Raw genomic sequence first — 23600 nt, forward strand, 5'->3', positions numbered from 1 at the left:
TTAATAGGATAATAATAACAAGAACGTTTATTTTATTTTGTTCTCAACATGGGTTAGTTTATAAAACCAACTCCAGCTGTTGTATTGGATTGGGTATCTATAAGTATAAACGACCCGTTGGATTTGTTGTCCTTGTAGGCATCAAAATAAATGGGTCTGCTCAATTTAATACTTACCTCCCCTATTTCGTTCAAGGCCAATTTGTTGTTGGCATCCGCTACACCTGTATAATCCGTGGATACCACATTTTTGATGGCATCTATCTTTGACAATACCTTATTGGTGTTGTGCTGAACCAGGTATTTTGTTCCTGGCAGCAATTGCTTTCCATCCATCCAACAAACGGTTGCGGTGATCTGCTTTTCTATTTTTGGCAGTTCGTTGCTTTTGACCAACATATCCCCCCTGGTGATATTGATATCATCCTCTAAGGTTATGTTGACCGAACTTCCGGCAACGGCCTCGTCATAATTTTTGTCAAAAAAGTAAATTTCCTTTACCCTGGATTGCGTCAAGGAAGGCAAAACGGTAACATTGTCACCCACTTTTAAGCTACCACCATATATTTTACCAGCATAGCCTCTAAAATCATGATATTCGTCCATTTTGGGTCGGATGACGGTCTGAACGGGAAAACGCACCTGACCTTTCTCATGGACATCGGCGACCTCCAAATTTTCCAGATGTCCCAGAATGGTATCGCCCGTGTACCATGACATGGCTTCCGTTCTTTTTACAATATTATCTCCTTTTAGTGCGCTAACCGGTATATAGCTTACCTGTTGCTCTTGGTAGGTACTCTTCGCATTCAAGGCCTCAAAATCCCTTTTGATATCATTGAAAACCGCTTCAGAATAGTCTACCAGGTCCATTTTGTTAACAGCAACAATCACGTCTTTGACCTTTAATAGGTTATTGATAAAGAAATGGCGATAGGTCTGTTCTATAACTCCTTTCCTAGCATCGATCAGTATAATGGCCACTTGGGAGGTTGATGCACCGGTAACCATGTTCCGGGTATACTCCACATGTCCCGGGGTATCGGCAATGATGTAACTTTTGGTAGGTGTGGAAAAGTAAATATGGGCCACATCAATAGTAATGCCTTGTTCCCTTTCCGCTACGAGTCCGTCAGTAGCCAACGAAAAATCCAAATAATCATACCCTCGCTGCCTGCTGCTGCGCTCTATGGCCTCCAACTTATCATCGGTAAGGGATTTGGTATCGTAAAGCAACCTTCCGATCAAGGTACTCTTCCCATCATCCACACTTCCTGCTGTTGCTATTTTTAGTACTTCCATTACTTTTTACGCCTCTCCCAAGGAGAGGATCTTTATTATGTTCTTATCTTTTGATTTTGGATTGTTGGATTCCGATATCGGACCAATGCTCTAGAAATATCCTTGTTGCTTGCGTTTTTCCATCGCCGCCTCGGAACGCTTATCATCTATTCGGGCACCGCGTTCAGATATTTTTGATTCCCTTATTTCGGAAACTACCTTATCAATGGTATCTGCATGGGATAATACGGCCGCCGTACAGGACATATCCCCAACGGTTCTAAACCTTACCGTTCTTTCCTCTACCTTTTCATCTTCTGCCCTAAATACCACTCCGTCTTCCGCTGACCAGATCAATCCATCTCTTTGAAATATTTTGCGCTTGTGGGCAAAGTATATGGATGGGATCTCAATGTCCTCTTTTTGGATATAACTCCAGACATCCAGTTCGGTCCAGTTGCTGATTGGGAAGACCCTAACATTCTGGCCTATCTCTATCTCCCCGTTCAACATATCGAACAATTCTGGACGCTGGTTTTTCTCGTCCCATTGTCCAAAGTCGTCACGAACAGAAAAAATACGCTCCTTGGCCCTCGCCTTTTCCTCATCCCTTCGGGCACCCCCTATACAGGCGTCGAACTTAAATTCCTCAATAGCATCCAAAAGTGTAGTGGTCTGCAACATGTTCCTACTGGCATATTTTCCGGTTTCCTCTACCACCTTGCCCTGATCTATGGAATCCTGCACCTTGCGGATGATCAGTTCAACACCCAGTTCTTTCGCCAGTTTGTCCCTGAATTCAATGGTTTCCGGAAAATTGTGCCCTGTATCTATGTGCATCAATGGGAATGGGATTTTTGCCGGAAAAAAGGCCTTTTGTGCCAATCTCACCAAGGTTATGGAATCCTTGCCACCCGAAAATAACAATACAGGTTTTTCAAATTGGGCCACAACCTCTCTAAAGATGTAAATGGCTTCATTCTCCAGGGCATTGTTGTCCAAAACCCTTGCTTGCAAACTTTTTGTTAGCTGTTGTGAATCTATTGTTGCTGTTTCCAAACTTTCTATTTTTTTATTTCCCATTCCATAAGGAAGTAGAAATGTTTAATTAATGCGCTCTTTACTTAAGTGTGCAATCCACACTCCCTGTTCTCCAATACTTTTGTCGGGTCAAAATACTTATGCTCATTGGGCAAACCAAGATGAGCGAGATATGCATCCAACTGGGCATCGTTCCAATGATAAAACGGACTCACCTTTAATACCCCATCCTTACTTTGGCTCAAGATATCCAAGGTATCACGCAAGGCGGTCTGACCCTTTCTCAAATTGGTGAACCAGACATCTGGCTTATGCTCCTCCATGGCCCTTTTAAAAGGCTCCAATTTTACTTGTTCCGTAAAAATGGCGTGCCTAGGGTCTTCAATATCGGGGATACCCATTATGGCATCCCTATGTGCGGCCGTCTGCTTGGGCACATATAATTTTATGTTCAATCCTAAGGTGTCAATCAACTCCTCGGCATGCCTATAGGTATTGGGGGTATTGTAGCCCGTATCGCACCAGATGACCGGAACATCTTTTTCAACATCCGTTACAGCATGTAAAATAGCTACTTCATAAGGCCTAAAATTTGTGGTAACCACCGCATTTTGGGCATATTGAAAAGCCCAGGAAATGATTTCCTCAGGTGGGATCCCTTTGAATTGGGCGTTTAGGTCTTTTATCTGTTGTTCCGTAAATTTCATTTTCCTTGATTTAAATACTTAAAAATTCAATGCCCGTTATTTGCCCCAGTTTATGGCATTCCATGCCCTTTCGTGAAAAAAGTACAACAACATCTTAGTGAACAGTTCCACCACACCAATAGAAATGGCCACTTTGGCAGTTCCTGTAACCATCCAAGAAATTAATATGGTATCCAAGGTTCCAATAATTCTCCAGCTAATAGATTTTACGATACTCCTCTTTGGACGCTCCGATTTTCTATCAGAACTATAGCTCGTACTATTTGATTTTTTATCTAATATCAATTGATCTGCAATCATGTGAAACAATTTAATCTAAATCCCTATAGATTTAGTAGAGTAAGCAAAAATAGAATTTATTTTGAAACTTGGACGCAAAAGAAAGATCAATATTACTTTTACCCTATAGTTTTAGTAGATTAATTAAAAATACCTGAGAATTTTGAGGATTTCCCATTGAAATCTGGCAGTAACCTAAAAAAATGTGCTTAAGAAATTAGATCGGCGAGGGTATTGTTACCAAAAACTTCCAATGTACTGTCCCTTACTTGAATCATAAGTTTGTGAACGGAACAGCTATCCTCATCGGGGCAGTCACTGCACTTTTCGTAAAAATTGAGACTAACGCAAGGCACCAGGGCAATGGGTCCTTCCAAAACCCGCATTACCGTGGTCATAGGGATATCCTTTGGCTCCTTTATCAGGTAGTAGCCCCCTCCCTTTCCTTTTTTGGAGCCCAAAAAGCCCGTTTTACGCAAGGTGAGCAGGATGCTTTCCAAAAACTTTTGGGAAATATTCTCGTGCTTGGCAATTTCGGCAATTTGCACGGGCTCCCTATCCTTTTGGATGGCCAAAAAGGTGAGTGCCTTTAATCCGTATTTGGTCTTTTTAGAAAGCATCCCACGAATATAGGAAAATTTGGAATTGCTTAGTACTACCGATACTCCTGTTTTTTTTGGAGGTGGTCCATTCCTACCAATTAACCTAGGGCTTGATCTATATCGGCAATGATGTCATCAATATGTTCCAATCCTACGGATACTCTCACCATACCATCCGTAATCCCGGCTCCCAACCGCTCTTCCGATGTCAGTTTACTGTGGGTGGTTGAAGCAGGATGGGTCACAATACTGCGTGCATCCCCCAAATTGGCGGACAATGACAGTAATTTAATGGCATCGAAGAATTTTTTTCCAGCCTCTACCCCGCCCTTCACATCAAAGGCAACGACACATCCTCCAGCTTTCATTTGCTTCTTTGCGATTTCATATTGGGGGTGCGACTTCAAAAAGGGATATTTTACCCAATTGACCTTGGGATGTTCCTCCAAGAATTGGGCTAGCTTTAGGGCATTTTCACAATGGCGGTCTACCCGTACCGACAAGGTTTCCAAACTTTTGGAAAGGACCCAGGCATTGAAGGGCGAAAGGGCTGGACCCGTAATGCGGGAAAACCTATATACCTTGTCCATCAATTCCCTGCCTCCAACGGTGATCCCTGCCAGGACACGGCCTTGACCGTCCATCAGCTTGGTCCCAGAATGAATGACCAGATGCGCACCAAATTTTATGGGCTGCTGTAAATAGGGTGAAGCAAAACAATTGTCCACAATAAAGATCAAATTGTGTTTTTTGGCAATCTTGCCCAAAACTTCAAGATCCAAGATATCTACCCCCGGATTGGTCGGAGATTCTGCATAGATTATTTTGGTCCTTGGGGTGATCAGGCTTTCAATGGTATCTACCTCGTTTATATTGAAATAACTGGTATTGATGTTCCACTTCGGAAAAAATTGGGTGAAAAGGCTGTGGGTAGAGCCAAAAATACTACGGGAAGAGATGATATGGTCACCACTTTCCAAAAGAGCCGCAAAGGTTGAAAAAACGGCTGCCATACCCGATGCAAAGGCAAACCCGTCCTCAGCTCCTTCCATTTTACATACCTTCTCTATAAACTCGGATGAATTGGGATTGCTGTATCTGGAATAGATATTCCTTTCTTTTTCCTCGGCAAAGGATGCCCTCATATCCTCGGCATCCTCAAAAACAAAACTGGAGGTCAGGTACATGGGCGTCGAATGCTCCAAATACTGACTTCTTTCCATTTGGGTCCTTATGGCTTCCGTTTCAAACTGTCTTTTTTTCATAATCAACTTTTCTCTGTAATTCGTAATATATCTCCAAAAACCCCTCTAGCGGTCACCGCAGCTCCGGCTCCTGCACCTTGGATCACCAAAGGCTTTTCACCATAAGATTCTGTATAGATCTCAATGATGGAATCCGATCCCTTCACTTGGCCCAAGGCACTTTCTTTGGGTACCGATATCAATTTTACCTGCAATACGCCTTTCTCCTTTTGAAGATCCCCGGAAAGGTCTCCTACATACCGCAGTACATGGTTGGGCTTTTGTTCTTTTTTGATTTTTTCAAACTTTTCATCCAACACGTCCAAATGTTGTAAAAAATCCGAAACAGACCCCTCCCTTAATTCATTGGGGATCAAGTTTTGTATTTCAATATCTGCAAACTCGTTGCTCAGGTCAAGCTCCCTCGCTAGGATAAGTAGTTTTCTGCCCACATCATTTCCGGAAAGATCCTCCCTGGCATCCGGTTCTGTGAACCCTTTCTCCATGGCCTCCTTTAGAATACTGGAAAATGGTGTGTCTACCTCTGAAAAGGTATTGAAAATATAGCTCAAGGAACCAGAAAAAACTCCTTTTATCCTGGTGATATTTTCCCCGGACATGTGCAATAATTTGATTGTATCTATCAAGGGCAATCCTGCTCCCACATTGGTCTCGTAAAGGTATTGCTTTTGATGCTTGTCCAACTCTTCCCGCAGCAATTGATAGAAATCATAACCCAAGGTATTGGCGATCTTGTTGGAGGATACCAGATCGAAGCCGTTTTCCACAAAATCGAAGTAATGGGCCACAAAATCCCGATTGGCAGTATTGTCTACAGCGATCAAATTTTCCAAATGATGGTTCCTGGCAAAATCAAAAATATCCTGTAATTGATATTCCAGGCCTTTTGAAACAATATCCGACTTCCAATTCTTGGATATGCCTTTCGAATTAAAGAGTACTTTTTTGGAATTGGCAACCGCAAAAACATTGAGGTGTATGCCGTTCCTTTTTTCTATCTTCTTGGAAGATTTCAATATCTGGTCAATTAGGGTTCCCCCTACATTTCCATGCCCAAAAACGGCAATGTTCACCTTTTTGCTGATGCCAAATATCTGGCCGTGCATTACATTGAGTGCCTTGTGCAGGTCCGATTTTTTAAGCACCAAACTCACGTTCTTCCCCGATACCGTATTATTGAACAACAAGGGTACTATTTGGTTTTTTATCAGGGCATTATATGGCTTGTGAAAAGTGCTCAAGTCCTCCCCTATGATGGAAATGATAGAAACATCCTCAACCACGGTGATCATACTGATATCCTGGGAATGGAAATCGTGTTCAAACTCCTTTTCAAGGGCCATCTTTGCCAAGACCGACTTGTCGGTGGCCACAACCAATCCGATCCCCCTCTCAGAAGATCCTTGTGAAATAATGCTCACACTGATTTTATTATCGCCCAAGGCCCTAAAAATCCTGGCATCTACCCCTACCTTGCCCAAGAGACCGCGACCTTCCAAATTAATCAGGGACATATGTTCAAATACAGAAAGGGATTTGATGCCCTCCACATCGGTTTTTGCACTGATAAGGGTACCCTGGTTGTCATTATTGAAGGTGTTCAAAATCCGTAACGGAATATTTTTCTCGATCAACGGAATAATGGTCTTGGCATGCAATATGGTCGTTCCAAAATTGGCCAGCTCATTGGCCTCCCCATAAGAAAGCTCTGAAATAATCTTGGCATCTGGCACCAAATCCGGATTCGCCGTAAAAATCCCGTCCACATGGGTGTAGCTCTGCAACTCTTCGGCATTGAGGTAGTTAGACAACAAGGAGGCGGTATAATTACTGCCGTTCCTTCCCAAGGTCGTAGTTGCATTGTCTGTGTTTGAGGCAATAAAACCTGCAATGACCGCAACACTATCTGTTTCCAATTTCCCAAATTCATAGACCACATTATCCCTGGAAAGGCCATCCAAAACTTGGGCATCCCCATAGGTGCCATCGGTTTTAATCAAGTTTCTCGAATCCAACAATTTGGCCTTGACACCTCTTCCGATCAATAGTTTTGTCAACAGTTTGGCAGAAATCAGTTCCCCATAGGACAACACCTGGTCCTTGATCTTGGAGCTATAATCGCCTAGAAGGGACACCCCTTCCAGCAATTTGACGAGTTCAGAGAATTCCTTGGACAAATCCACATTGTTGTAGGTATGTCTTTGATACCTCTCAAAAGCTTCAAAATCCTCGGAATAATCCTTTCCATGGGCCGCCTTATCCAAAATGGCCTCCAACTGGTCGGTTGCGTTATCTCTGGCAGACAATACCACCGCAATTTTTTCGCCATCGTTCACCTTGGAGGTAATGATATCCAATACCCTATCTATTCCCTCCCCATTGGCCAAAGATTTTCCACCGAACTTCAATACTTTGATCCTTTTGGAATCCCCGTTTTGATCAAAAATACCTTTGAGCAATTCCTGCACCTGATCAAATTCTATCAAAAAAGCATCGTGTCCGTGGAGCGAATGGATTTCGCCATAGGTTACCTTACTATTGGCCTGGGCCCATTGTTTAAAAGTCTCTTTATTTTCTTTTGCAGTAAAAAACAGATCCGAATCTACCCCTATGATATGAATATTGGTATCGCTCTTTTGCAATTTCAAAAACCGATCCTCTCCTCCTCTGGTCACATCTATGGTCTTTAATAATTGATTGGCCAATTTGTAGGCCGATAGTTGAAAGCGTTCCTGTAATTTATTCCCATGGTGCAACAACCAACTCTCTACGTTAAATACTTTTAACTCTTCATTGGTGCTTCTTTGAAAGCGCTCCTTAAATGACTCGGGGGTCCTGTAGCACAGCATGGCATGCATACGGGCATCTTGGACAGGCTGTTTGGAATTCACCAAAAACTGTTCTTGGATCTGACAATTGGCAATCAACCAATCTGTAGATTTCCAATCCGAGGCCACTGGAATCAGATGTTCGGTAAGATTGGGCTTTAGAACCGCCATTTCCCAGGCAATACCTCCTCCCAAAGAGCCACCGATCAAGGCATATAGCCTTTTAACTTCCAATAAATCCAACCCTTGCAAAAAGATATTGGCAATATCCCTGGCTACAAAATCTTTATAGTTATCAATCACAAAGCCATCGTACCCATTGCCAGGCACATTAAAACAGAGGACAGTATATTTTTTGGTATCAATACACTTATCATCACCAATCAAGGCCGACCACCAACCGTGTTCCCCGGCGACATCAGAATTTCCGGTAAGCGCATGGTTTACCAGCACGATAGGGGCGGTGTGCAATTCTGGACCGAAAAGCTGATAGGACAATGAAATATCCAAACTGCTCCCACTATAGGTCTTGTAATTATCAATCTTTAAATGCTTCAACATATGGCAGTCAAATTAAAGGTGAACTTTTCACATAGATTTCCGATCAGGGTCATCAAATATGATGTTCAACAGAATAAAATCCGATAAAATTAAAAAAGCCAAACCCTCTATCGCCTCTATGGCGATCAGGTAAATCAAAAAAAGTTAAAAAGAAAAGACGGTTGCCGGGGCAACCTTTTTTGTTATCTGTCCCAAATGAATTGGGCAGAATTTAGCACCTTCATTGCTATTGGAGCAAAGGGTTGCTAAGGCTTCATAGGGTCTATTCCCTCCGCCTTTCTTGATAACTATTCAATACGTGTTTGAACTTTAGGTCTACAAATATAGGTTCGGAATATTTAAATTCCGTATACTCTTCAATAAAATTACAATTGGAAGGCCGCTTTCACTTTGTCTATGGCGTCCAATTTTTCCCAAGTAAACAACTCTACTTCCTTTTCGATCCGACCGTTATAGGGCGATTCAAAAACTTTGTTCACCTTTTGCGGCTCTTTGCCCATATGTCCATAGGCCGCTGTTTCAAAATAAATAGGATTGCGCAGTTTTAGGCGATCTTCAATAGCAAAAGGCCTCATATCGAATAATTCTGCTACCTTCTTGGCTATCTCACCATCACTCAAATTCACCTTGGCAGTGCCATAGGTATCCACATAGATAGATGTTGGTTTAACCACACCAATGGCATAACTCACCTGCACCAACATTTCGTCGGCAACTCCAGCTGCCACCAAATTCTTGGCCGCATGGCGGGCTGCATAGGCGGCACTCCTATCTACCTTGCTCGGATCTTTCCCACTGAAGGCTCCACCTCCATGGGCACCTTTGCCACCATAGGTATCCACAATGATCTTCCTTCCGGTAAGACCGGTATCCCCATGGGGACCACCAACAACGAATTTACCGGTCGGATTGATATGGTAGGTAATATGATCATCGAACAATACTTGCAAGGATTCCGGCAGTTGTGCCTTTACCTTTGGAATAAGGATCGTAATAACATCCTTTTTTATTTTTTCCAACATCACCTCATCATCGGCATCAAACTGATCATGTTGGGTTGAAACCACAATGGTATCTATGCGTTGGGGTACGTTCTCATTGGAGTATTCAATGGTCACCTGTGCTTTGGCATCCGGTCTCAAATAAGTGATTTCCTTATTTTCCCTTCTCATCAAAGCCAATTCTTGGAGTATTTTATGGGAAATGTCCAACGCCAAAGGCATATAGTTTTCCGTTTCCTTGGTAGCATACCCAAACATCATTCCCTGGTCACCGGCGCCCTGCTCTTCTTTGGCACCCCTGTCTACCCCTTGGTTGATATCCTTGGATTGTTCATGGATCAAGGAAATAACCCCACAGGAATCCCCACTAAATTGGTATTCCCCTTTGGTGTATCCTATTTTATTGATGACATCCCTGGCTATTTGCTGTAAATCCAAATAGGTATGGCTCTTGACCTCCCCGGCAAGGATTACTTGCCCTGTGGTCACCAATGTCTCACAAGCTACCTTGCTTTCCGAGTCGAAGGCCAAAAAATTGTCCAACAAGGCATCACTAATTTGATCTGCTATTTTATCTGGGTGTCCCTCACTTACCGATTCCGAGGTGAATAAATACGCCATAAATTCCAATCTTTTTTTTAATTGAGTATTGGATTTGACGTAAAGTGGTAAAGAAGTTTACATACTGAAAGAACTTCAGTAGGAACTGCTTTAGCATTTTTAAGAACCCGGAACGTTTCCGGAACTCGAGGTTGCAATCAGTCAAATCCTTCCTCTTCAAATTGTCGGACAAAAGTAGGAGAATTCAAATTGACGACAAAATCTTTAACAACAAATTACACCGGCTTTCAAATTTGACCAATATTCGACCTATACATTGGGCACTCCTGTGAACTTCCATTGACGTAAAAAACAGTGCCATTTTTTTCATCGTATATTCTATGAAAGATTTTCACTTCATTACGATAACTTGTATCTTGTGGCCCCCAAACAGTTTAATGATACTGGTAACATTGGGCACTAATCACAAACATTAAAGATTATGCATATAGCGGTTGCTGGAAATATAGGAGCAGGAAAAACGACCCTGACCAGATTACTGGCCAAACATTATAAATGGGAAGCTCATTTTGAGGATGTGGTGGACAATCCCTACCTGGACGATTTTTACAATCAAATGGAACGCTGGAGTTTTAACCTGCAGATCTATTTCCTCAATAGCCGATTCCGACAAATTCTACAGATCCGCGAAAGCGGAAAGAGTATTATACAGGATAGGACCATTTACGAGGATGCCTTTATTTTTGCACCCAACCTTCATGCAATGGGACTAATGACCAACCGCGATTTTACCAATTATTCCAGTCTTTTTGAACTTATGGAAAGCTTGGTACAAGCGCCAGATCTTATGATTTATCTGCGCAGTTCCATTCCGAATCTGGTAAATCAGATCCATAAGCGCGGTAGGGATTACGAAAACACCATTTCCATTGATTACCTCAGTAGATTAAACGAACGTTATGAGGCTTGGGTGGAAGGATATGAAAAGGGGCCCCTTCTGATCATTGATGTGGATAAATTGGACTTTGTAGACAACCCAGAGGATTTGGGATTGATACTTAATAAAATTGACGCCGAAATAAATGGCCTATTTTAAGTCAAACACCTACCCAAATTAATAGTAGTTAATGATTCTACTAATGTTGAAATAAGAATACAACTTATTTCAACACGATCAATCCATTTTTTAGGGCATGTTGAATGGCTTGGTCGCTGTCTTCTACCATTAGCACTGGAATATCCTTATAGTCCCTGTACAAACCAGCTACACGTAACATTTTTTTCCGGTGCTTCACACTGCGCAAATAAATAGCCTTAATCCTATCTGGATACATTTTGGCTATTTCCAGATAGATATCGGCATCCTTCTCCCCACTATCTCCGATAAGTACAAATGCCAATGAAGGATACGTTTTTAGAATATTCAAGATCTCATGGTTTTTATGTGGGCGATGGTCTGGCCCCTTCAACTTATGTCTATTGAAAAATGCACCCAAGCTCCGCAATAAAATGGGGCCCTTGGGAAAGTTATTGTTTTTTAAAAAGAATTTTAGATATAGGTATAAATTCCACGGACTGTTACTCACATAAAAAATAGGGTTCGATTTATCACCAGGAGCACCCCTGTGCAACAAATGATAAAATTCCGGTGCTCCCGACAAGGGAATCCTTCTATCTGGGGTTTTTAAAAAGGTGTTATACAAAACCCGCCATTTTAACCAGGACATCATACCTGTATGCAGAATGGTATCATCAATATCGCTAATAACACCAAAATCAGAGGACAGGGAAGGAATCAACATTTCCCCGGGAAATCGGTTTTCAAGTTGAATATTTCTTTTTATGGATTCATCTGCATAGGAAACTTCAAAAGCCAACCAACCCTCCTCATTGCACATAGACTGTAGATTGGTTTTATTCAAGGCCAACAAAAAATAGCCTTCCGCATCCGTTTCAAACTCATGGAAATCCCCATTGGGAAGTTTCAGTTTGATTCGGCAATTGGCAACAACGTCCGTCCCGAAACGTTTCCAAGAATTTATTAAAAGGTGAATAACATTTTTTTTTGTTAGATCAATATTCTCATCCTCAAGGGCACGGCCCTTAATGTACAAATGAGTGTCAGAGCCATATGTTTGAAAGACAGTAATCTGTAAGGGGTCCGTGCTCCTAAATAATCCCATATCTTAAAATTTAATTTTTCAGGTCCAGATCCATTTAAAGACACCTTCCTGTACAATATATATCATTGTAAATGTGAATATAATTATTTCCCCCAAAAGACATCTCCTTGAATTACAAAACAGACCATGCAGCCTTAAAAATATCATATCCACAGCGAGAAAATTTCAATCCCACTTAACTATATTATTGGTACGTAAAAATGTAAAAGCCGCCCATGTTTTATGGGCGGCTTTTATTGTAAAGGTCAACACGTTTTTACCTATTGTGCTATCTGAACCTTTACATCTTTTCTAAAAGATTCTACCTGTACTTTGACCTCATCAGGGGTACCTACAAACTTTTTTTCCTGTACAACTTCTTCCCCGTTCACCATGGTGGTATATGTAACAATGGCCTCAGCAGCAGCATTGTCCATCACCATCATCTCCACACGGACCTCCTGTTCCGTCTGGGCTACCCCGTTTTCAACGGCATGACCTCCCAAAATTGGGGCGATCACCAACCCGATCAAACAGGTAAGCTTAATCAGAATATTCATGGACGGACCTGAAGTATCTTTAAATGGATCACCAACAGTATCACCGGTTACCGCAGCCTTATGGGCATCGGAACCCTTATAGGTCATTTCACCATTGATTTCAACCCCTGCCTCAAAAGATTTCTTGGCGTTGTCCCAAGCACCCCCAGCGTTGTTTTGGAATATAGCCCACAACACTCCGGATACGGTAACACCGGCCATATAACCTCCAAGCATTTCTGCGATCAACTGGTCGTTGTCCGAGTATACCAACTTTCCGAGCAAGACAATAGCGATGGGAAACCCTATGGTCAAAATACCCGGCAACATCATTTCGCGCAGGGCTGCCTTGGTAGATATCTCCACACACTTACCGTACTCTGGTTTACCGGTACCTTCCATAATACCTGGAATCTCTTTAAATTGCCTACGTACCTCATACACCATGTCCATGGCCGCCTTTCCTACGGAGTTCATCGCCAAGGCCGAGAACACCACGGGAATCATCCCACCGACAAAGAGCATCGCCAAAACTGGCGCCTTAAATATGTTGATACCATCTATTCCCGTAAAGGTCACATAGGCCGCAAACAAGGCCAAGGATGTCAAGGCCGCAGAGGCAATAGCAAAACCTTTTCCGGTAGCAGCCGTGGTATTCCCCACAGAGTCCAAAATATCGGTACGTGTACGCACTTCTTTGGGCAGCTCACTCATTTCTGCAATCCCCCCGGCATTGTCCGAGATGGGTCCAAAGGCATCAATGGCCAATTGCATGGCCGTTGTTGCCATCATGGCCGAAGCAGCCAGAGCTACCCCATAAAATCCTGCAAAAGCATAAGACGCCCAAATAGCGGCTGCAAATATCAGCACGGTAGGGAAGGTCGAAATCATCCCAGTTGCCAATCCGGCAATGACATTGGTTCCAGCACCTGTACTCGATTTTTGAACAATCGCCAATACCGGCTTAGTCCCCAAGCCCGTATAGTACTCGGTGACAGATGAGATAATCCCTCCTACTGCCAAACCTACCACGGTAGCATAAAATACCCTCATGGAGGAGATATCTTTCAATCCTTCTCCGAAGAATTCCATTTTCATGGTTTCGGGCAGCATATATTTTACCAATATAAAGCAGGTCACAAGGGTCAATCCAATGGAAATCCAGTTTCCAATATTCAATGCTCCCTGTACCTGGGCCTCTTTGGCATCATTACTTTTTATTTTGACCAACATGGTCCCGATGACGGAAAACAAAATTCCAAAACCAGCAATGGTCATCGGCAACAAAATAGGTCCGATGCCTCCAAAAGCGTCTTGGATATTTCCTCCCATATCCTTGATCACATAATTCCCCAAAACCATGGCCGCAAGTACGGTAGCAACATAGGATCCGAACAAATCGGCACCCATACCGGCTACGTCTCCTACGTTGTCACCAACGTTGTCCGCAATGGTGGCCGGGTTACGGGGATCATCCTCGGGGATTCCCGCTTCCACCTTACCTACCAAATCGGCTCCCACATCGGCAGCTTTGGTATAAATACCTCCACCCACACGGGCAAAAAGGGCTATAGACTCGGCTCCCAAAGAGAATCCTGCCAAAGTTTCGAGAACAATGGTCATATCCTCGGTAGAAGTCCATGTACCGTTCATAAAGAAATGGAACAGTATGATAAAGAATGCGGTAAGCCCCAATACTGCCAGTCCGGCCACTCCCAATCCCATAACGGTACCACCGCCAAAGGATACTTTTAATGCTTGGGGCAAACTGGTACGTGCTGCCTGTGTGGTCCTCACGTTTGTTTTGGTTGCAATCTTCATTCCCATATTTCCTGCCAAAGCAGAGAAAAAGGCTCCAAAAACAAAAGCCACAACAATAAGGATATGTGTTGTAGGAACAATAAATGAAATTACGGCCAAGGCAATACTGGCTCCAATGACAAAGAAGGTCAGTAATTTGTATTCCGCCTTAAGAAATGCCAATGCGCCTTCATAGATGTGATCGGAAATCTCTTTCATCTTTCCATCTCCAGCGTCTTGTTTTAAAACCCAGGCTCTTTTTACCCACATAAAAAGTAGCCCAATGATTGCCATAATTATTGGCACATAAATCATAATTGAATCCATTCGTTAGTTTGTTAAAATTTTAGCTGGACTAAAGTAGTAAAATCAATTAGAAATAAAAAAAGCAATATTCCGCTAAGAATATTGCTTATATGATAAAAATTGTTATGCTATTTTATTAGGAAATGGTCACATCGCTAAGTGGAACATCACTATCCGCAAAACGGTTGATACACTTCAATACAATTTCTTTGGCTTCGCTGACATCTCCCCATCCGCCAACATCAACTTTTTTCTTTTCCAAATCCTTGTAAACCTGGAAGAAATGCTCGATCTCCTTGATAAGGTGAGGGTTCAATTCACTTAGGTCATTTACTTTGTTCCAGATAGGATCCGAAACGGGCACACAGATTACTTTTTCATCTGGACCTTTCTCATCGGTCATATGGAAAACACCAATGGGCTTCACCTCCATTACACATCCAGGAAACGTGGGCTCGGTCACCAATACCAACACATCCAAAGGATCCCCATCCAACGCCAATGTTTCTGGCACAAAACCATAATCGGCCGGATACATCATTGAAGAAAAGATCATACGGTCGTATCGAATCTTCTTCAATTTAAAATCATACTCGTATTTGTTTCTGCTCCCTTTTGGGATTTCAATTAGAACATCGAACGATGTTATTTCTTCTATACTCATGTTTTATTAAATTGTGGTGCAAATATAATTGAAAAAAACCAGTAGACCTTAGAAAAAAGGCACCATGGCCGATATGTTCCTAAAAACTAAACCCAAATGATCCCGTAACGCCAAACGCCCTAGCATCAGGATTTTCCAAATAATTTCCCCTAAAGTTAAAATCGATCCGTAGAATTCTAAATATATTCCCTACCCCCAGGGAGTATTCGTAATACATCTTATTGGAAGGTGCCATCAACGGCACATTGGTTGGACTGCTCAATGCAATATTCTCATCGGAAAGGTCTCCCCAGGCGCCCCTGATTCCCACGATCTCCCTCAAATTCCATTTTCTCATAAATGGGATCCTAGAAAACAACCGCCCATTAAAATTATGCTCCAAATGCACGGAAGCATAGGTATCGGTTACAAATTCATAAAAATTGAGGTTGGCAAAACTGCCGTATACAGAGAACAAGGTCTGGTTTCCGGGTACCACATTGAGCAGCCCCAAGGGAACCTCCCCAAACGTTTTGCCAACTTCCACCGTACTCAATAACCTGCCCCATCCCAATTGCCACGGCTGGCTATAGGAGAATTGGAGTTTTCGATAATCAAAATCACTTTCCATGACACCTTCCAGCCCTTGACTATAGCTTAGGAACATGGTACTAAAATCATCATTAATGTTACGCCTTTCCACGCCGTACCCTATCGTCCTTTTCCCTGGAGTGTATACCACCTGGGTGCTGATCTCGAATTGCTTGATTTCAGAGGAAACCCCCGTTGGGGATGAGGGATCCACATAATCCAGGCTAAAAAGATCGGGCAATGCGGAACTGAGCGTTCTAAATGAGCTGCCCACTCCAAATTTCAGATTGGTAATTGGCTCCATCTCCATATTGAATGCCGTAAGGTTGATGTTGCTGAGCCTATTGTTGGCGCCAACGGTGAGCACGGAGGACGATGCTTGGCTACGCCCCAGAACATCAGTGGTTGCCGTTAAGCTGATCCCCAACTGACCGATATCCCTGCGATTTCCTCCGGAAATGATCAACCTGTTCTTTTTGTCGACCAACCATTTGGCAGAGAATCCATGCTTAAATTTATGGTCCCCGAAACCGTGGGCCAAATATCCTTCCAAGCGCCATGGGTCATTTTGCCCAAAATAGGTACGCGCCCCCATCCTTAAGCGCAAGCCCTCTGCCTCGTTGTAACCAAAAACGGTAAAAACGCTGCCGATATCAATGTTCCATTTATCAATTTCTATATAACCACTGCCCAAAATACTGGCTACATTATAGATCGATTTAAATTTGGGAACGGTACGCAGCGTGTCCAATAGTTGGTAGATCCCCTTTTCGTCCTTGTTCAAGGGCTCCAACCTGTTATCTACCCAAAAATCATCCTGCTTCTCGAAGACCGATGGGTCAAATTGATTGGCATCCGCCTTATAGAATTCCCTAGGTTTGGGAATATCAAACATATAATTATTGTAAACAGTGGTCCTTTTGCCGTATACCCCCCTTGCCTTCTCCTTTTTGCTGAAACTAAAATCACTTAGCATATAATCCCGCTTCAATAGAAAAACAGAATCGTTCAGCACTTCAAATTCCTGTTCAATATAAATATCCTTGACCCAGTTGATATTGGCACTACGCGTAACTTCCAAATTTATTTTCTTTATGGCGAAGGTGGTATCGTTCACCCAAAAATCGCCCTTAAAGGTCAGTTCATTCTTGCGCCTCGGATAGTAAATAATGTTGTAGCACCATTTATTGCCTATAAACGCACTGTCCGCCAAGACATAATTGTAGGTATCCACCCCGGTCTTGGACAAGGGACTTGTAAAACTCTTATCGAAAAATTTTATATAGTTGTTGTAGATATCGTAATCCGAGTACAAATCCTTGACAAAGGCTATTAATGCCTGGTTATTGCTGAACCCCGAGTTTTTATTGCCCAAAATGTCCTCCTTCGTCTCAGCCAATTTGTTATCCCCATATACTTTTGAAAAGGTCTCATTTAAAAATATGGGCAGATAGGTCTTCCCGGTTATCCGGGATGTATCCAGATCTTCAAATACAAATTCCATTCCCCTAAAGAGCCTGCTCTTGATCAGGGCACTATCTATGGTATTCAGATCAAATTCAACCTTTTCATATTTATCATATTGATATTGTTTGAATTTGCTGACACCATTCTCCCTTTTTTTCGCCCAGATCTTCTTCAGGATATCTATGGCCGGATTGTTTTTTTTGGATTGCTTGCCCATATAGACCACCACTTCATCCAATTGCTCACTGGATTCCACCAAGACCGCTTTTAGATCGTAATTGATCTTGGCCGACAAGGGCAGCTCCAATTTATCGTAACCGATAAACGAAATAACCAAAGCATTATAGGTCTCATCGGACTCCATATAAAACACCCCATTGTCATTGGTAATGGTTCCCTGGGAAGAATTCTTGAACAGCACATTGGCAAAGGCTACCGGTTCTCCGGCCTCGTCCACAACAACACCACTGACCTTGGTCTGTGCATTGGACCACAAAAAGGCAAGAAAAAATAAAGACAATAGAATTCTTTTCATGAAGCAATACGTATGATTATCGGGAACTATCACAATGAATTCCCGAAAGCTTTGTTGTCAGGGGTTCCATTATTTTACAAACCACAACACCTATCATAAAAACAAAAGCTTTGCCGACACTTGGTCGACAAAGCTAAATTACCTTAACAAAACAATGTTATTTATTTATATAACACTTTTTTAACTGCCTTGATCACATCGTTGTGGTTTGGCAACCATTCCTCCAATAAAACTGGAGAGTATGGCGCTGGCGTATCGGCAGTATTTATTTTAATGATAGGCGCATCCAAGTAATCAAATGCCTGGGATTGTACCTGATATGTTATTTCTGTGGCAACGTTTCCAAATGGCCAAGCCTCTTCAAGGATAACCAATCTGTTGGTCTTTTTAACAGATTTTAATATGGCATCGTGGTCCATAGGACGTACGGTACGCAAATCTATGATCTCACAGCTGATACCTTCTTTTTCCAATTCCTCGGCAGCGGTATAAGCCTCTTTTATAATTTTCCCAAATGATACTATGGTTACGTCATTCCCCTCTCTCTTTATATCTGCAACACCCAATGGAATGGTATATTCACCTTCTGGGGTCTCCCCTTTATCACCGTACATTTGTTCCGATTCCATAAAAATAACCGGATCATCATCCCTAATGGCCGCCTTTAGAAGACCTTTTGCATCATAAGGATTGGAAGGCACAACGACTTTAAGCCCGGGACAATTGGCGAACCAGCTCTCGAAAGCCTGTGAGTGGGTTGCTCCCAACTGACCGGCAGAACCTGTAGGACCTCTAAACACAATAGGACAATTGAACTGCCCACCAGACATTTGCCTGATCTTTGCGGCGTTGCTAATGATCTGGTCAATACCAACCAATGCAAAGTTAAAGGTCATGAATTCAATGATAGGCCTGTTTCCACCCATGGCAGAACCAACTCCAACACCTGCAAAACCCAACTCGGAAATAGGAGTATCTATGACCCTGTCCGGACCAAATTCGTCCAACATCCCTTTAGAAGCCTTGTAAGCCCCATTATATTCCGCAACTTCTTCTCCCATTAAATAAATGGACTCATCACGTCTCATTTCCTCGGACATTGCCTCCGCTATGGCTTCTCTAAATTGTATTGTTCTCATGTATAATAGAGTAAAGTTTTTCTTTTCGTCTTAAAACGCAAGCAAAAATAGGAAATTATATGTCAATTAATACCCTGAAAGAATCAAAATAACAACAAATTTACTATGCATGCATAGCAAATTAAAAAATAAAAGTTATCTTTGGGAAATTCATTTTTAAGAAAAAGAAAAACTATAAATCAAAATGAAAATACTCGTTTGCATAAGTAACGTTCCGGACACAACTTCAAAAATAAATTTTACCGACAATGACACCAAGTTTGATACCAATGGGGTTCAATTTGTCATCAATCCGAATGATGAATTTGGACTCACAAGAGCTATGTGGTTCAAAGAAAAGCAAGGTGCCACGGTACATGTTGCCAATGTTGGTGGGGCCAATACAGAACCTACCATCAGAAAGGCCTTGGCCATTGGGGCAGATGAAGCCATTAGGGTAAATGCAGAACCTACGGATGGTTATTTTGTTGCCCAGCAATTGTCCGAAGTAGTAAAAAATGGCGGTTACGACCTTGTTATCGCAGGAAGGGAATCCATTGATTACAACGGAGGAATGGTACCGGGCATTATGGCCACAATGTTGGATATGAACTTTATCAACACTTGCGTGAATCTCGAAATCGATGGCGATAAGGTCACGGCTATCAGAGAAATAGACGGCGGTAAAGAAAAATTGGCCACTTCCCTACCCCTGATCATCGGAGGTCAAAAAGGACTAGTGGAAGAAAGCGATCTTAGAATCCCGAATATGAGGGGAATCATGATGGCACGCCAGAAAAAATTGAATGTGGTGGAACCGGTTGATGCCAAAGCTACCACCAAAGATGAGAAATTTGAAAAACCGGCACCTAAAGGGGCGGTCAAATTGGTCAGTGCGGACAATATTGATGAATTGATCAATTTGTTGCACAATGAGGCCAAGGTCATCTAATCCAATCCCGCTATTTCACGGGATTACCATCAACCACGATAGTTTTATCAACACAAAATTTAAAAAATGTCAGTTTTAGTATATACAGAATCAGAAAACGGAAAGTTCAAAAAGAACGCCTTCGAAGTAGCATCCTATGCTTACGAGGTTGCCCAACTATTGGGAACTACGGTTACGGCCATCTCCTTTAACACCTCCAACAACGAGGCGTTGGGAGCATATGGGGTCACCAAGGTTTTGGACGTCAGTAACGATAAGTTAAAAACATTTAATGCCAAGGCGTACGCCAATACCATTGCAGAGGCTGCCAAAAAAGAAGGCTCCAAGGCAATTATTGTCAGCTCCAGTACGGACACCAAATATTTGGCACCGATTGTCTCAGCCAAATTAGAGGCAGGATATGTACCCAATGTGGTAAGTACCCCGGAAAGCGCAAGTCCGTTTACCGTAAAAAGAACAGCCTTTAGCAATAAAGGTTTTGCACATACAGAGATCAACACGGATATTAAAATTGTGGGCGTATCCAACAATGCCTTTGGCGTCAAAGAAAACAATACTACGGCAGCCGTGGAAGCATTTGACCCGACCATTACGGACGCTGATTTTTCCACCAAATCCACAGAGGTTGATAAGGTAGTGGGGAAAGCCACCATCGCCGATGCCGACATTGTGGTCTCTGGTGGCCGTGGATTAAAGGGACCGGAGAACTGGGGAATGATCGAAGAATTGGCTGATGTTCTCGGTGCAGCAACCGCTTGTTCAAAGCCCGTTTCCGATTTGGGCTGGAGACCTCATGGGGAACACGTGGGACAGACTGGAAAGCCCGTAGCCAGCAACCTTTATATTGCCATTGGTATCTCTGGAGCTATACAGCATCTAGCAGGGGTAAGCTCTTCCAAGGTAAAAGTTGTCATAAACACAGACGCCGAAGCCCCATTTTTTAAAGCGGCCGATTACGGAATTGTAGGGGACGCTTTTGAAGTGGTACCGGAACTCATCGAAAAATTAAAAGAATTTAAGGCACAAAACGCTTAATTTTTGTTAAATTGTGCCCCTTAAAGGGCTGTTAAATATTAGGACAAACCTTTTATTTTAACAGCCTTTTTTTGTTTATTTAATGATATGAGTTTAGTTAGATTAAAAATAAAAGGGATATCCTACAGCCAAACACAAAATGGCGCGTATGCCCTTATATTGAATGAAGTTGACGGCGACCGCAAACTACCAATAGTCATAGGCGCCTTTGAGGCTCAATCCATTGCCATAGCTTTGGAAAAGGAAATTAAACCCCCAAGACCCCTTACCCACGATCTTTTTAAGAATTTCGCTGATAGATTTGAGATCATTGTCAAACAAGTGATCATCCACAAATTGGTAGATGGGGTATTTTATTCCAGTATTATCTGCGAAAGGGATAAGATTGAGGAAATCATTGACGCAAGAACCAGTGACGCCATTGCTTTGGCACTTCGCTTTAATGCCCCCATATTTACCTATAAGACCATTTTGGACAAGGCCGGGATATTTTTAAAATTTTCCTCCAAGGACAAGGAAAAAGAAGAGAGTACGGAGAGCATTATGGTAGATGAAATACTTCAGGAAGGCGAAACCGTGGAAATAGATAGCGGTGCCTCTGATGCATACAAAGAATTATCACTAGAAGAATTACACCAAGAATTGGATAAGGCAGTAACCAATGAAGACTACGAAAAAGCTGCAAAACTAAGGGACGAAATATCTAAGCGTCAGCGCTAAACCAAAAATTGTTTTATGAAATATAGCTTTTTGATTACCCTATCAATATGCCTGACCGTTTTCTCCACTTTTGCACAAGAACCAGTCCTTACAGACACCATACAGCAAGTAACCACCCCCATAACCGATAATAGCACGCCTGCACTGCTGGCCACTTCCTCAGAAATTGTCCCGAACCAAGGATTCACCACCCAAGGTCTTTTCAGGGGAATTTTGGGTATGGCCGTATTAATTTTGATATCCGTACTTTTTAGTTCCAATAGAAAGGCCATCAATTGGAAAACGGTGGGAATAGGTCTCTCCCTTCAGTTGATGATAGCCATTGGCGTTTTGCAGGTCCCCTTTATACAAATGGTATTCGAAAAAATAGGACAGGTATTTGTAAGCATCTTGGATTTTACCAATGCCGGTAGTAAGTTTTTGTTTGAAGGCCTGGTGGTGGACATGGATACTTTTGGATTTATCTTTGCCTTTCAGGTATTACCTACCATCATTTTCTTTTCAGCCCTTACCTCCGTGCTGTTCTACTTGGGAATTATCCAAAAAGTCGTTAGGGCACTGGCGTGGTTACTGACAAAAACCTTGGGGATCTCCGGAGCAGAAAGTCTTTCTGTGGCCGGTAATATCTTTTTGGGACAAACCGAAGCCCCCTTGCTCATAAAGGCCTATCTGGAAAAAATGAACAAGTCTGAAATGTTGTTGGTCATGATCGGCGGAATGGCCACTGTGGCAGGAGCTGTATTGGCCGCCTACATTGGGTTTTTGGGTGGCAGCGACGAAATGTTGCGACTTCAATTTGCCAAGCATTTACTGGCAGCATCCGTCATGGCAGCACCGGGAGCCATTATTATCTCCAAAATACTCTATCCACAGACAGAAGAAGTAGTAACCGATGTAGCGGTATCCACAGAAAAAATTGGATCCAATATCCTTGATGCCATTGCCAACGGAACCACCGAAGGATTAAAATTGGCGGTAAACGTTGGGGCCATGCTCCTAGTTTTTGTTGCTTTTATCGCGATGCTCAACGGAATCTTTGGTTGGATAGGTGAAATTACCACCATCAACAGTTGGATTGCCGCAAATTCATCTTACGACAAACTATCCCTGGAAGCTATTTTAGGGACCATCTTTGCCCCTTTGATGTGGCTGATAGGGGTTGCCGACAAAGATATTTCCCTTATGGGACAGTTATTGGGAATCAAATTGGCGGCCAGCGAATTTATCGGCTATATCCAATTGGCGGAATTAAAGGATGTGGTCAATGGCACCCATTTGGCCTACAACAAATCGGTCATCATGGCCACCTATATGCTATGTGGATTTGCAAATTTTGCCTCTATTGGCATCCAAATTGGGGGAATAGGATCCTTGGCGCCAAACCAAAGGAAAACCTTGTCCGAATTTGGTATGAAGGCAGTATTGGGAGGGTCCTTGGCTTCTTTATTGTCCGCAACCATTGCAGGGATGATCTTGGGATAATTCCTCCAGACAAAGCAAAATATTGCTGGTTGATAAGTTTTTATAAGTAGGAAAGTAGAATAACGTCATTTTTTTTACTCTTTGTTTATTTTCGTATCAGATAGTACCACAGTTTTACTTGTGGC

Annotated in this window: 18 protein-coding genes and 1 riboswitch; of the genes, 5 read left to right on the top strand and 13 right to left on the bottom strand. The window is 42.5% G+C overall.

All coding sequences use genetic code 11. The features are described 5' to 3' along the window. Nucleotides 1–53: 53 nt before the first annotated feature. The 8 genes from WAA86_RS07450 to metK all read right to left on the bottom strand — a co-directional run bounded on the left by WAA86_RS07450 (nucleotide 54) and on the right by metK (nucleotide 10185). Nucleotides 54–1301, bottom strand: a complete 1248-nt coding sequence (locus tag WAA86_RS07450) for a sulfate adenylyltransferase subunit 1 (RefSeq protein ID WP_337300372.1) — start codon at nucleotides 1299–1301, stop codon at nucleotides 54–56. 90 nt (nucleotides 1302–1391) lie between these two features. After that, nucleotides 1392–2363, bottom strand: a complete 972-nt coding sequence (gene cysD, locus WAA86_RS07455; protein WP_337300373.1) for a sulfate adenylyltransferase subunit CysD — start codon at nucleotides 2361–2363, stop codon at nucleotides 1392–1394. Nucleotides 2364–2404: 41 nt separating this feature from the next. Next, nucleotides 2405–3028, bottom strand: a complete 624-nt coding sequence (locus WAA86_RS07460; RefSeq protein WP_337300374.1) for a phosphoadenosine phosphosulfate reductase domain-containing protein — start codon at nucleotides 3026–3028, stop codon at nucleotides 2405–2407. Between the two features lie 36 nt (nucleotides 3029–3064). Continuing rightward, a complete protein-coding gene (locus WAA86_RS07465) occupies nucleotides 3065–3328 on the bottom strand; it encodes a DUF2061 domain-containing protein (protein ID WP_337300375.1) in 264 nt (87 codons plus the stop codon). A 188-nt stretch (nucleotides 3329–3516) separates the two neighbouring features. Continuing rightward, nucleotides 3517–3927, bottom strand: a complete 411-nt coding sequence (locus WAA86_RS07470; protein WP_337300376.1) for an RrF2 family transcriptional regulator — start codon at nucleotides 3925–3927, stop codon at nucleotides 3517–3519. An 80-nt stretch (nucleotides 3928–4007) separates the two neighbouring features. Beyond that, nucleotides 4008–5174: a trans-sulfuration enzyme family protein gene (locus WAA86_RS07475; protein WP_337300377.1), complete on the bottom strand. Its 1167-nt coding sequence runs from the start codon at nucleotides 5172–5174 to the stop codon at nucleotides 4008–4010. 2 nt (nucleotides 5175–5176) lie between these two features. Beyond that, on the bottom strand, nucleotides 5177–8563 hold the full coding sequence (gene thrA, locus WAA86_RS07480) for a bifunctional aspartate kinase/homoserine dehydrogenase I (protein WP_337300378.1): 3387 nt from the start codon (nucleotides 8561–8563) through the stop codon (nucleotides 5177–5179). Nucleotides 8564–8742: 179 nt separating this feature from the next. Beyond that, a riboswitch (SAM riboswitch) is annotated at nucleotides 8743–8853 on the bottom strand. Between the two features lie 75 nt (nucleotides 8854–8928). Continuing rightward, on the bottom strand, nucleotides 8929–10185 hold the full coding sequence (gene metK / locus WAA86_RS07485) for a methionine adenosyltransferase (RefSeq protein ID WP_337300379.1): 1257 nt from the start codon (nucleotides 10183–10185) through the stop codon (nucleotides 8929–8931). Between the two features lie 421 nt (nucleotides 10186–10606). Here metK and WAA86_RS07490 point away from each other — a divergent pair, with 421 nt between their 5' ends. Continuing rightward, nucleotides 10607–11221, top strand: a complete 615-nt coding sequence (locus tag WAA86_RS07490; protein ID WP_337300380.1) for a deoxynucleoside kinase — start codon at nucleotides 10607–10609, stop codon at nucleotides 11219–11221. Between the two features lie 64 nt (nucleotides 11222–11285). On the opposite strand, the gene WAA86_RS07495 is transcribed toward WAA86_RS07490, so the two are convergent. The 5 genes from WAA86_RS07495 to WAA86_RS07515 form a co-directional block, all read right to left on the bottom strand. Continuing rightward, entirely contained in the window at nucleotides 11286–12308 is a 1023-nt protein-coding gene (locus WAA86_RS07495; RefSeq protein WP_337300381.1) for an App1 family protein, read from the bottom strand. 260 nt (nucleotides 12309–12568) lie between these two features. Further along, nucleotides 12569–14953, bottom strand: coding sequence for a sodium-translocating pyrophosphatase (locus WAA86_RS07500; protein ID WP_337300382.1), 2385 nt, complete (start codon nucleotides 14951–14953; stop codon nucleotides 12569–12571). Between the two features lie 115 nt (nucleotides 14954–15068). Beyond that, entirely contained in the window at nucleotides 15069–15596 is a 528-nt protein-coding gene (locus tag WAA86_RS07505) for an inorganic diphosphatase (RefSeq protein WP_337300383.1), read from the bottom strand. Nucleotides 15597–15675: 79 nt separating this feature from the next. Further along, complete coding sequence (locus WAA86_RS07510) at nucleotides 15676–18168, bottom strand: DUF5686 family protein (protein ID WP_337300384.1); 2493 nt, start codon at nucleotides 18166–18168, stop codon at nucleotides 15676–15678. A gap of 161 nt (nucleotides 18169–18329) precedes the next feature. After that, nucleotides 18330–19307: a pyruvate dehydrogenase complex E1 component subunit beta gene (locus WAA86_RS07515; RefSeq protein ID WP_337300385.1), complete on the bottom strand. Its 978-nt coding sequence runs from the start codon at nucleotides 19305–19307 to the stop codon at nucleotides 18330–18332. A gap of 184 nt (nucleotides 19308–19491) precedes the next feature. Between WAA86_RS07515 and WAA86_RS07520 the strand changes: the two genes are divergently transcribed. The 4 genes from WAA86_RS07520 (at nucleotide 19492) to WAA86_RS07535 (ending at nucleotide 23475) form a co-directional block, all read left to right on the top strand. After that, complete coding sequence (locus tag WAA86_RS07520; RefSeq protein ID WP_337300386.1) at nucleotides 19492–20238, top strand: electron transfer flavoprotein subunit beta/FixA family protein; 747 nt, start codon at nucleotides 19492–19494, stop codon at nucleotides 20236–20238. 66 nt (nucleotides 20239–20304) lie between these two features. Then, nucleotides 20305–21273 carry an electron transfer flavoprotein subunit alpha/FixB family protein gene (locus tag WAA86_RS07525; protein WP_337300387.1) on the top strand — a complete coding sequence of 323 codons (969 nt, stop codon included), beginning with the start codon at nucleotides 20305–20307 and terminating at the stop codon, nucleotides 21271–21273. Between the two features lie 87 nt (nucleotides 21274–21360). Then, nucleotides 21361–21993: a bifunctional nuclease family protein gene (locus WAA86_RS07530; RefSeq protein WP_337300388.1), complete on the top strand. Its 633-nt coding sequence runs from the start codon at nucleotides 21361–21363 to the stop codon at nucleotides 21991–21993. 15 nt (nucleotides 21994–22008) lie between these two features. Then, the gene (locus WAA86_RS07535) at nucleotides 22009–23475 is read left to right on the top strand and encodes a NupC/NupG family nucleoside CNT transporter (protein WP_337300389.1); all 1467 of its coding nucleotides are present in this window, start codon (nucleotides 22009–22011) and stop codon (nucleotides 23473–23475) included. Nucleotides 23476–23600: the final 125 nt, after the last annotated feature.

This window comes from Sediminicola sp. 1XM1-17 (assembly GCF_037203765.1).
Lineage (GTDB): Bacteria > Bacteroidota > Bacteroidia > Flavobacteriales > Flavobacteriaceae > Sediminicola.

Bases quoted from the DNA above. Each gene is read 5' to 3' on its own strand.
- WAA86_RS07470 (WP_337300376.1), bottom strand. From the start codon at position 3,927: ATGCTTTCTAAAAAGACCAAATACGGATTAAAGGCACTCACCTTTTTG.
- WAA86_RS07465 (WP_337300375.1), bottom strand. From the start codon at position 3,328: ATGATTGCAGATCAATTGATATTAGATAAAAAATCAAATAGTACGAGC.
- WAA86_RS07510 (WP_337300384.1), bottom strand. From the start codon at position 18,168: ATGAAAAGAATTCTATTGTCTTTATTTTTTCTTGCCTTTTTGTGGTCC.
- cysD (WP_337300373.1), bottom strand. From the start codon at position 2,363: ATGGGAAATAAAAAAATAGAAAGTTTGGAAACAGCAACAATAGATTCA.
- WAA86_RS07460 (WP_337300374.1), bottom strand. From the start codon at position 3,028: ATGAAATTTACGGAACAACAGATAAAAGACCTAAACGCCCAATTCAAA.
- WAA86_RS07500 (WP_337300382.1), bottom strand. From the start codon at position 14,953: ATGGATTCAATTATGATTTATGTGCCAATAATTATGGCAATCATTGGG.
- WAA86_RS07450 (WP_337300372.1), bottom strand. From the start codon at position 1,301: ATGGAAGTACTAAAAATAGCAACAGCAGGAAGTGTGGATGATGGGAAG.
- WAA86_RS07505 (WP_337300383.1), bottom strand. From the start codon at position 15,596: ATGAGTATAGAAGAAATAACATCGTTCGATGTTCTAATTGAAATCCCA.
- WAA86_RS07475 (WP_337300377.1), bottom strand. From the start codon at position 5,174: ATGAAAAAAAGACAGTTTGAAACGGAAGCCATAAGGACCCAAATGGAA.
- metK (WP_337300379.1), bottom strand. From the start codon at position 10,185: ATGGCGTATTTATTCACCTCGGAATCGGTAAGTGAGGGACACCCAGAT.
- WAA86_RS07515 (WP_337300385.1), bottom strand. From the start codon at position 19,307: ATGAGAACAATACAATTTAGAGAAGCCATAGCGGAGGCAATGTCCGAG.
- WAA86_RS07525 (WP_337300387.1), top strand. From the start codon at position 20,305: ATGTCAGTTTTAGTATATACAGAATCAGAAAACGGAAAGTTCAAAAAG.
- WAA86_RS07490 (WP_337300380.1), top strand. From the start codon at position 10,607: ATGCATATAGCGGTTGCTGGAAATATAGGAGCAGGAAAAACGACCCTG.
- WAA86_RS07535 (WP_337300389.1), top strand. From the start codon at position 22,009: ATGAAATATAGCTTTTTGATTACCCTATCAATATGCCTGACCGTTTTC.
- WAA86_RS07495 (WP_337300381.1), bottom strand. From the start codon at position 12,308: ATGGGATTATTTAGGAGCACGGACCCCTTACAGATTACTGTCTTTCAA.
- WAA86_RS07530 (WP_337300388.1), top strand. From the start codon at position 21,361: ATGAGTTTAGTTAGATTAAAAATAAAAGGGATATCCTACAGCCAAACA.
- thrA (WP_337300378.1), bottom strand. From the start codon at position 8,563: ATGTTGAAGCATTTAAAGATTGATAATTACAAGACCTATAGTGGGAGC.
- WAA86_RS07520 (WP_337300386.1), top strand. From the start codon at position 19,492: ATGAAAATACTCGTTTGCATAAGTAACGTTCCGGACACAACTTCAAAA.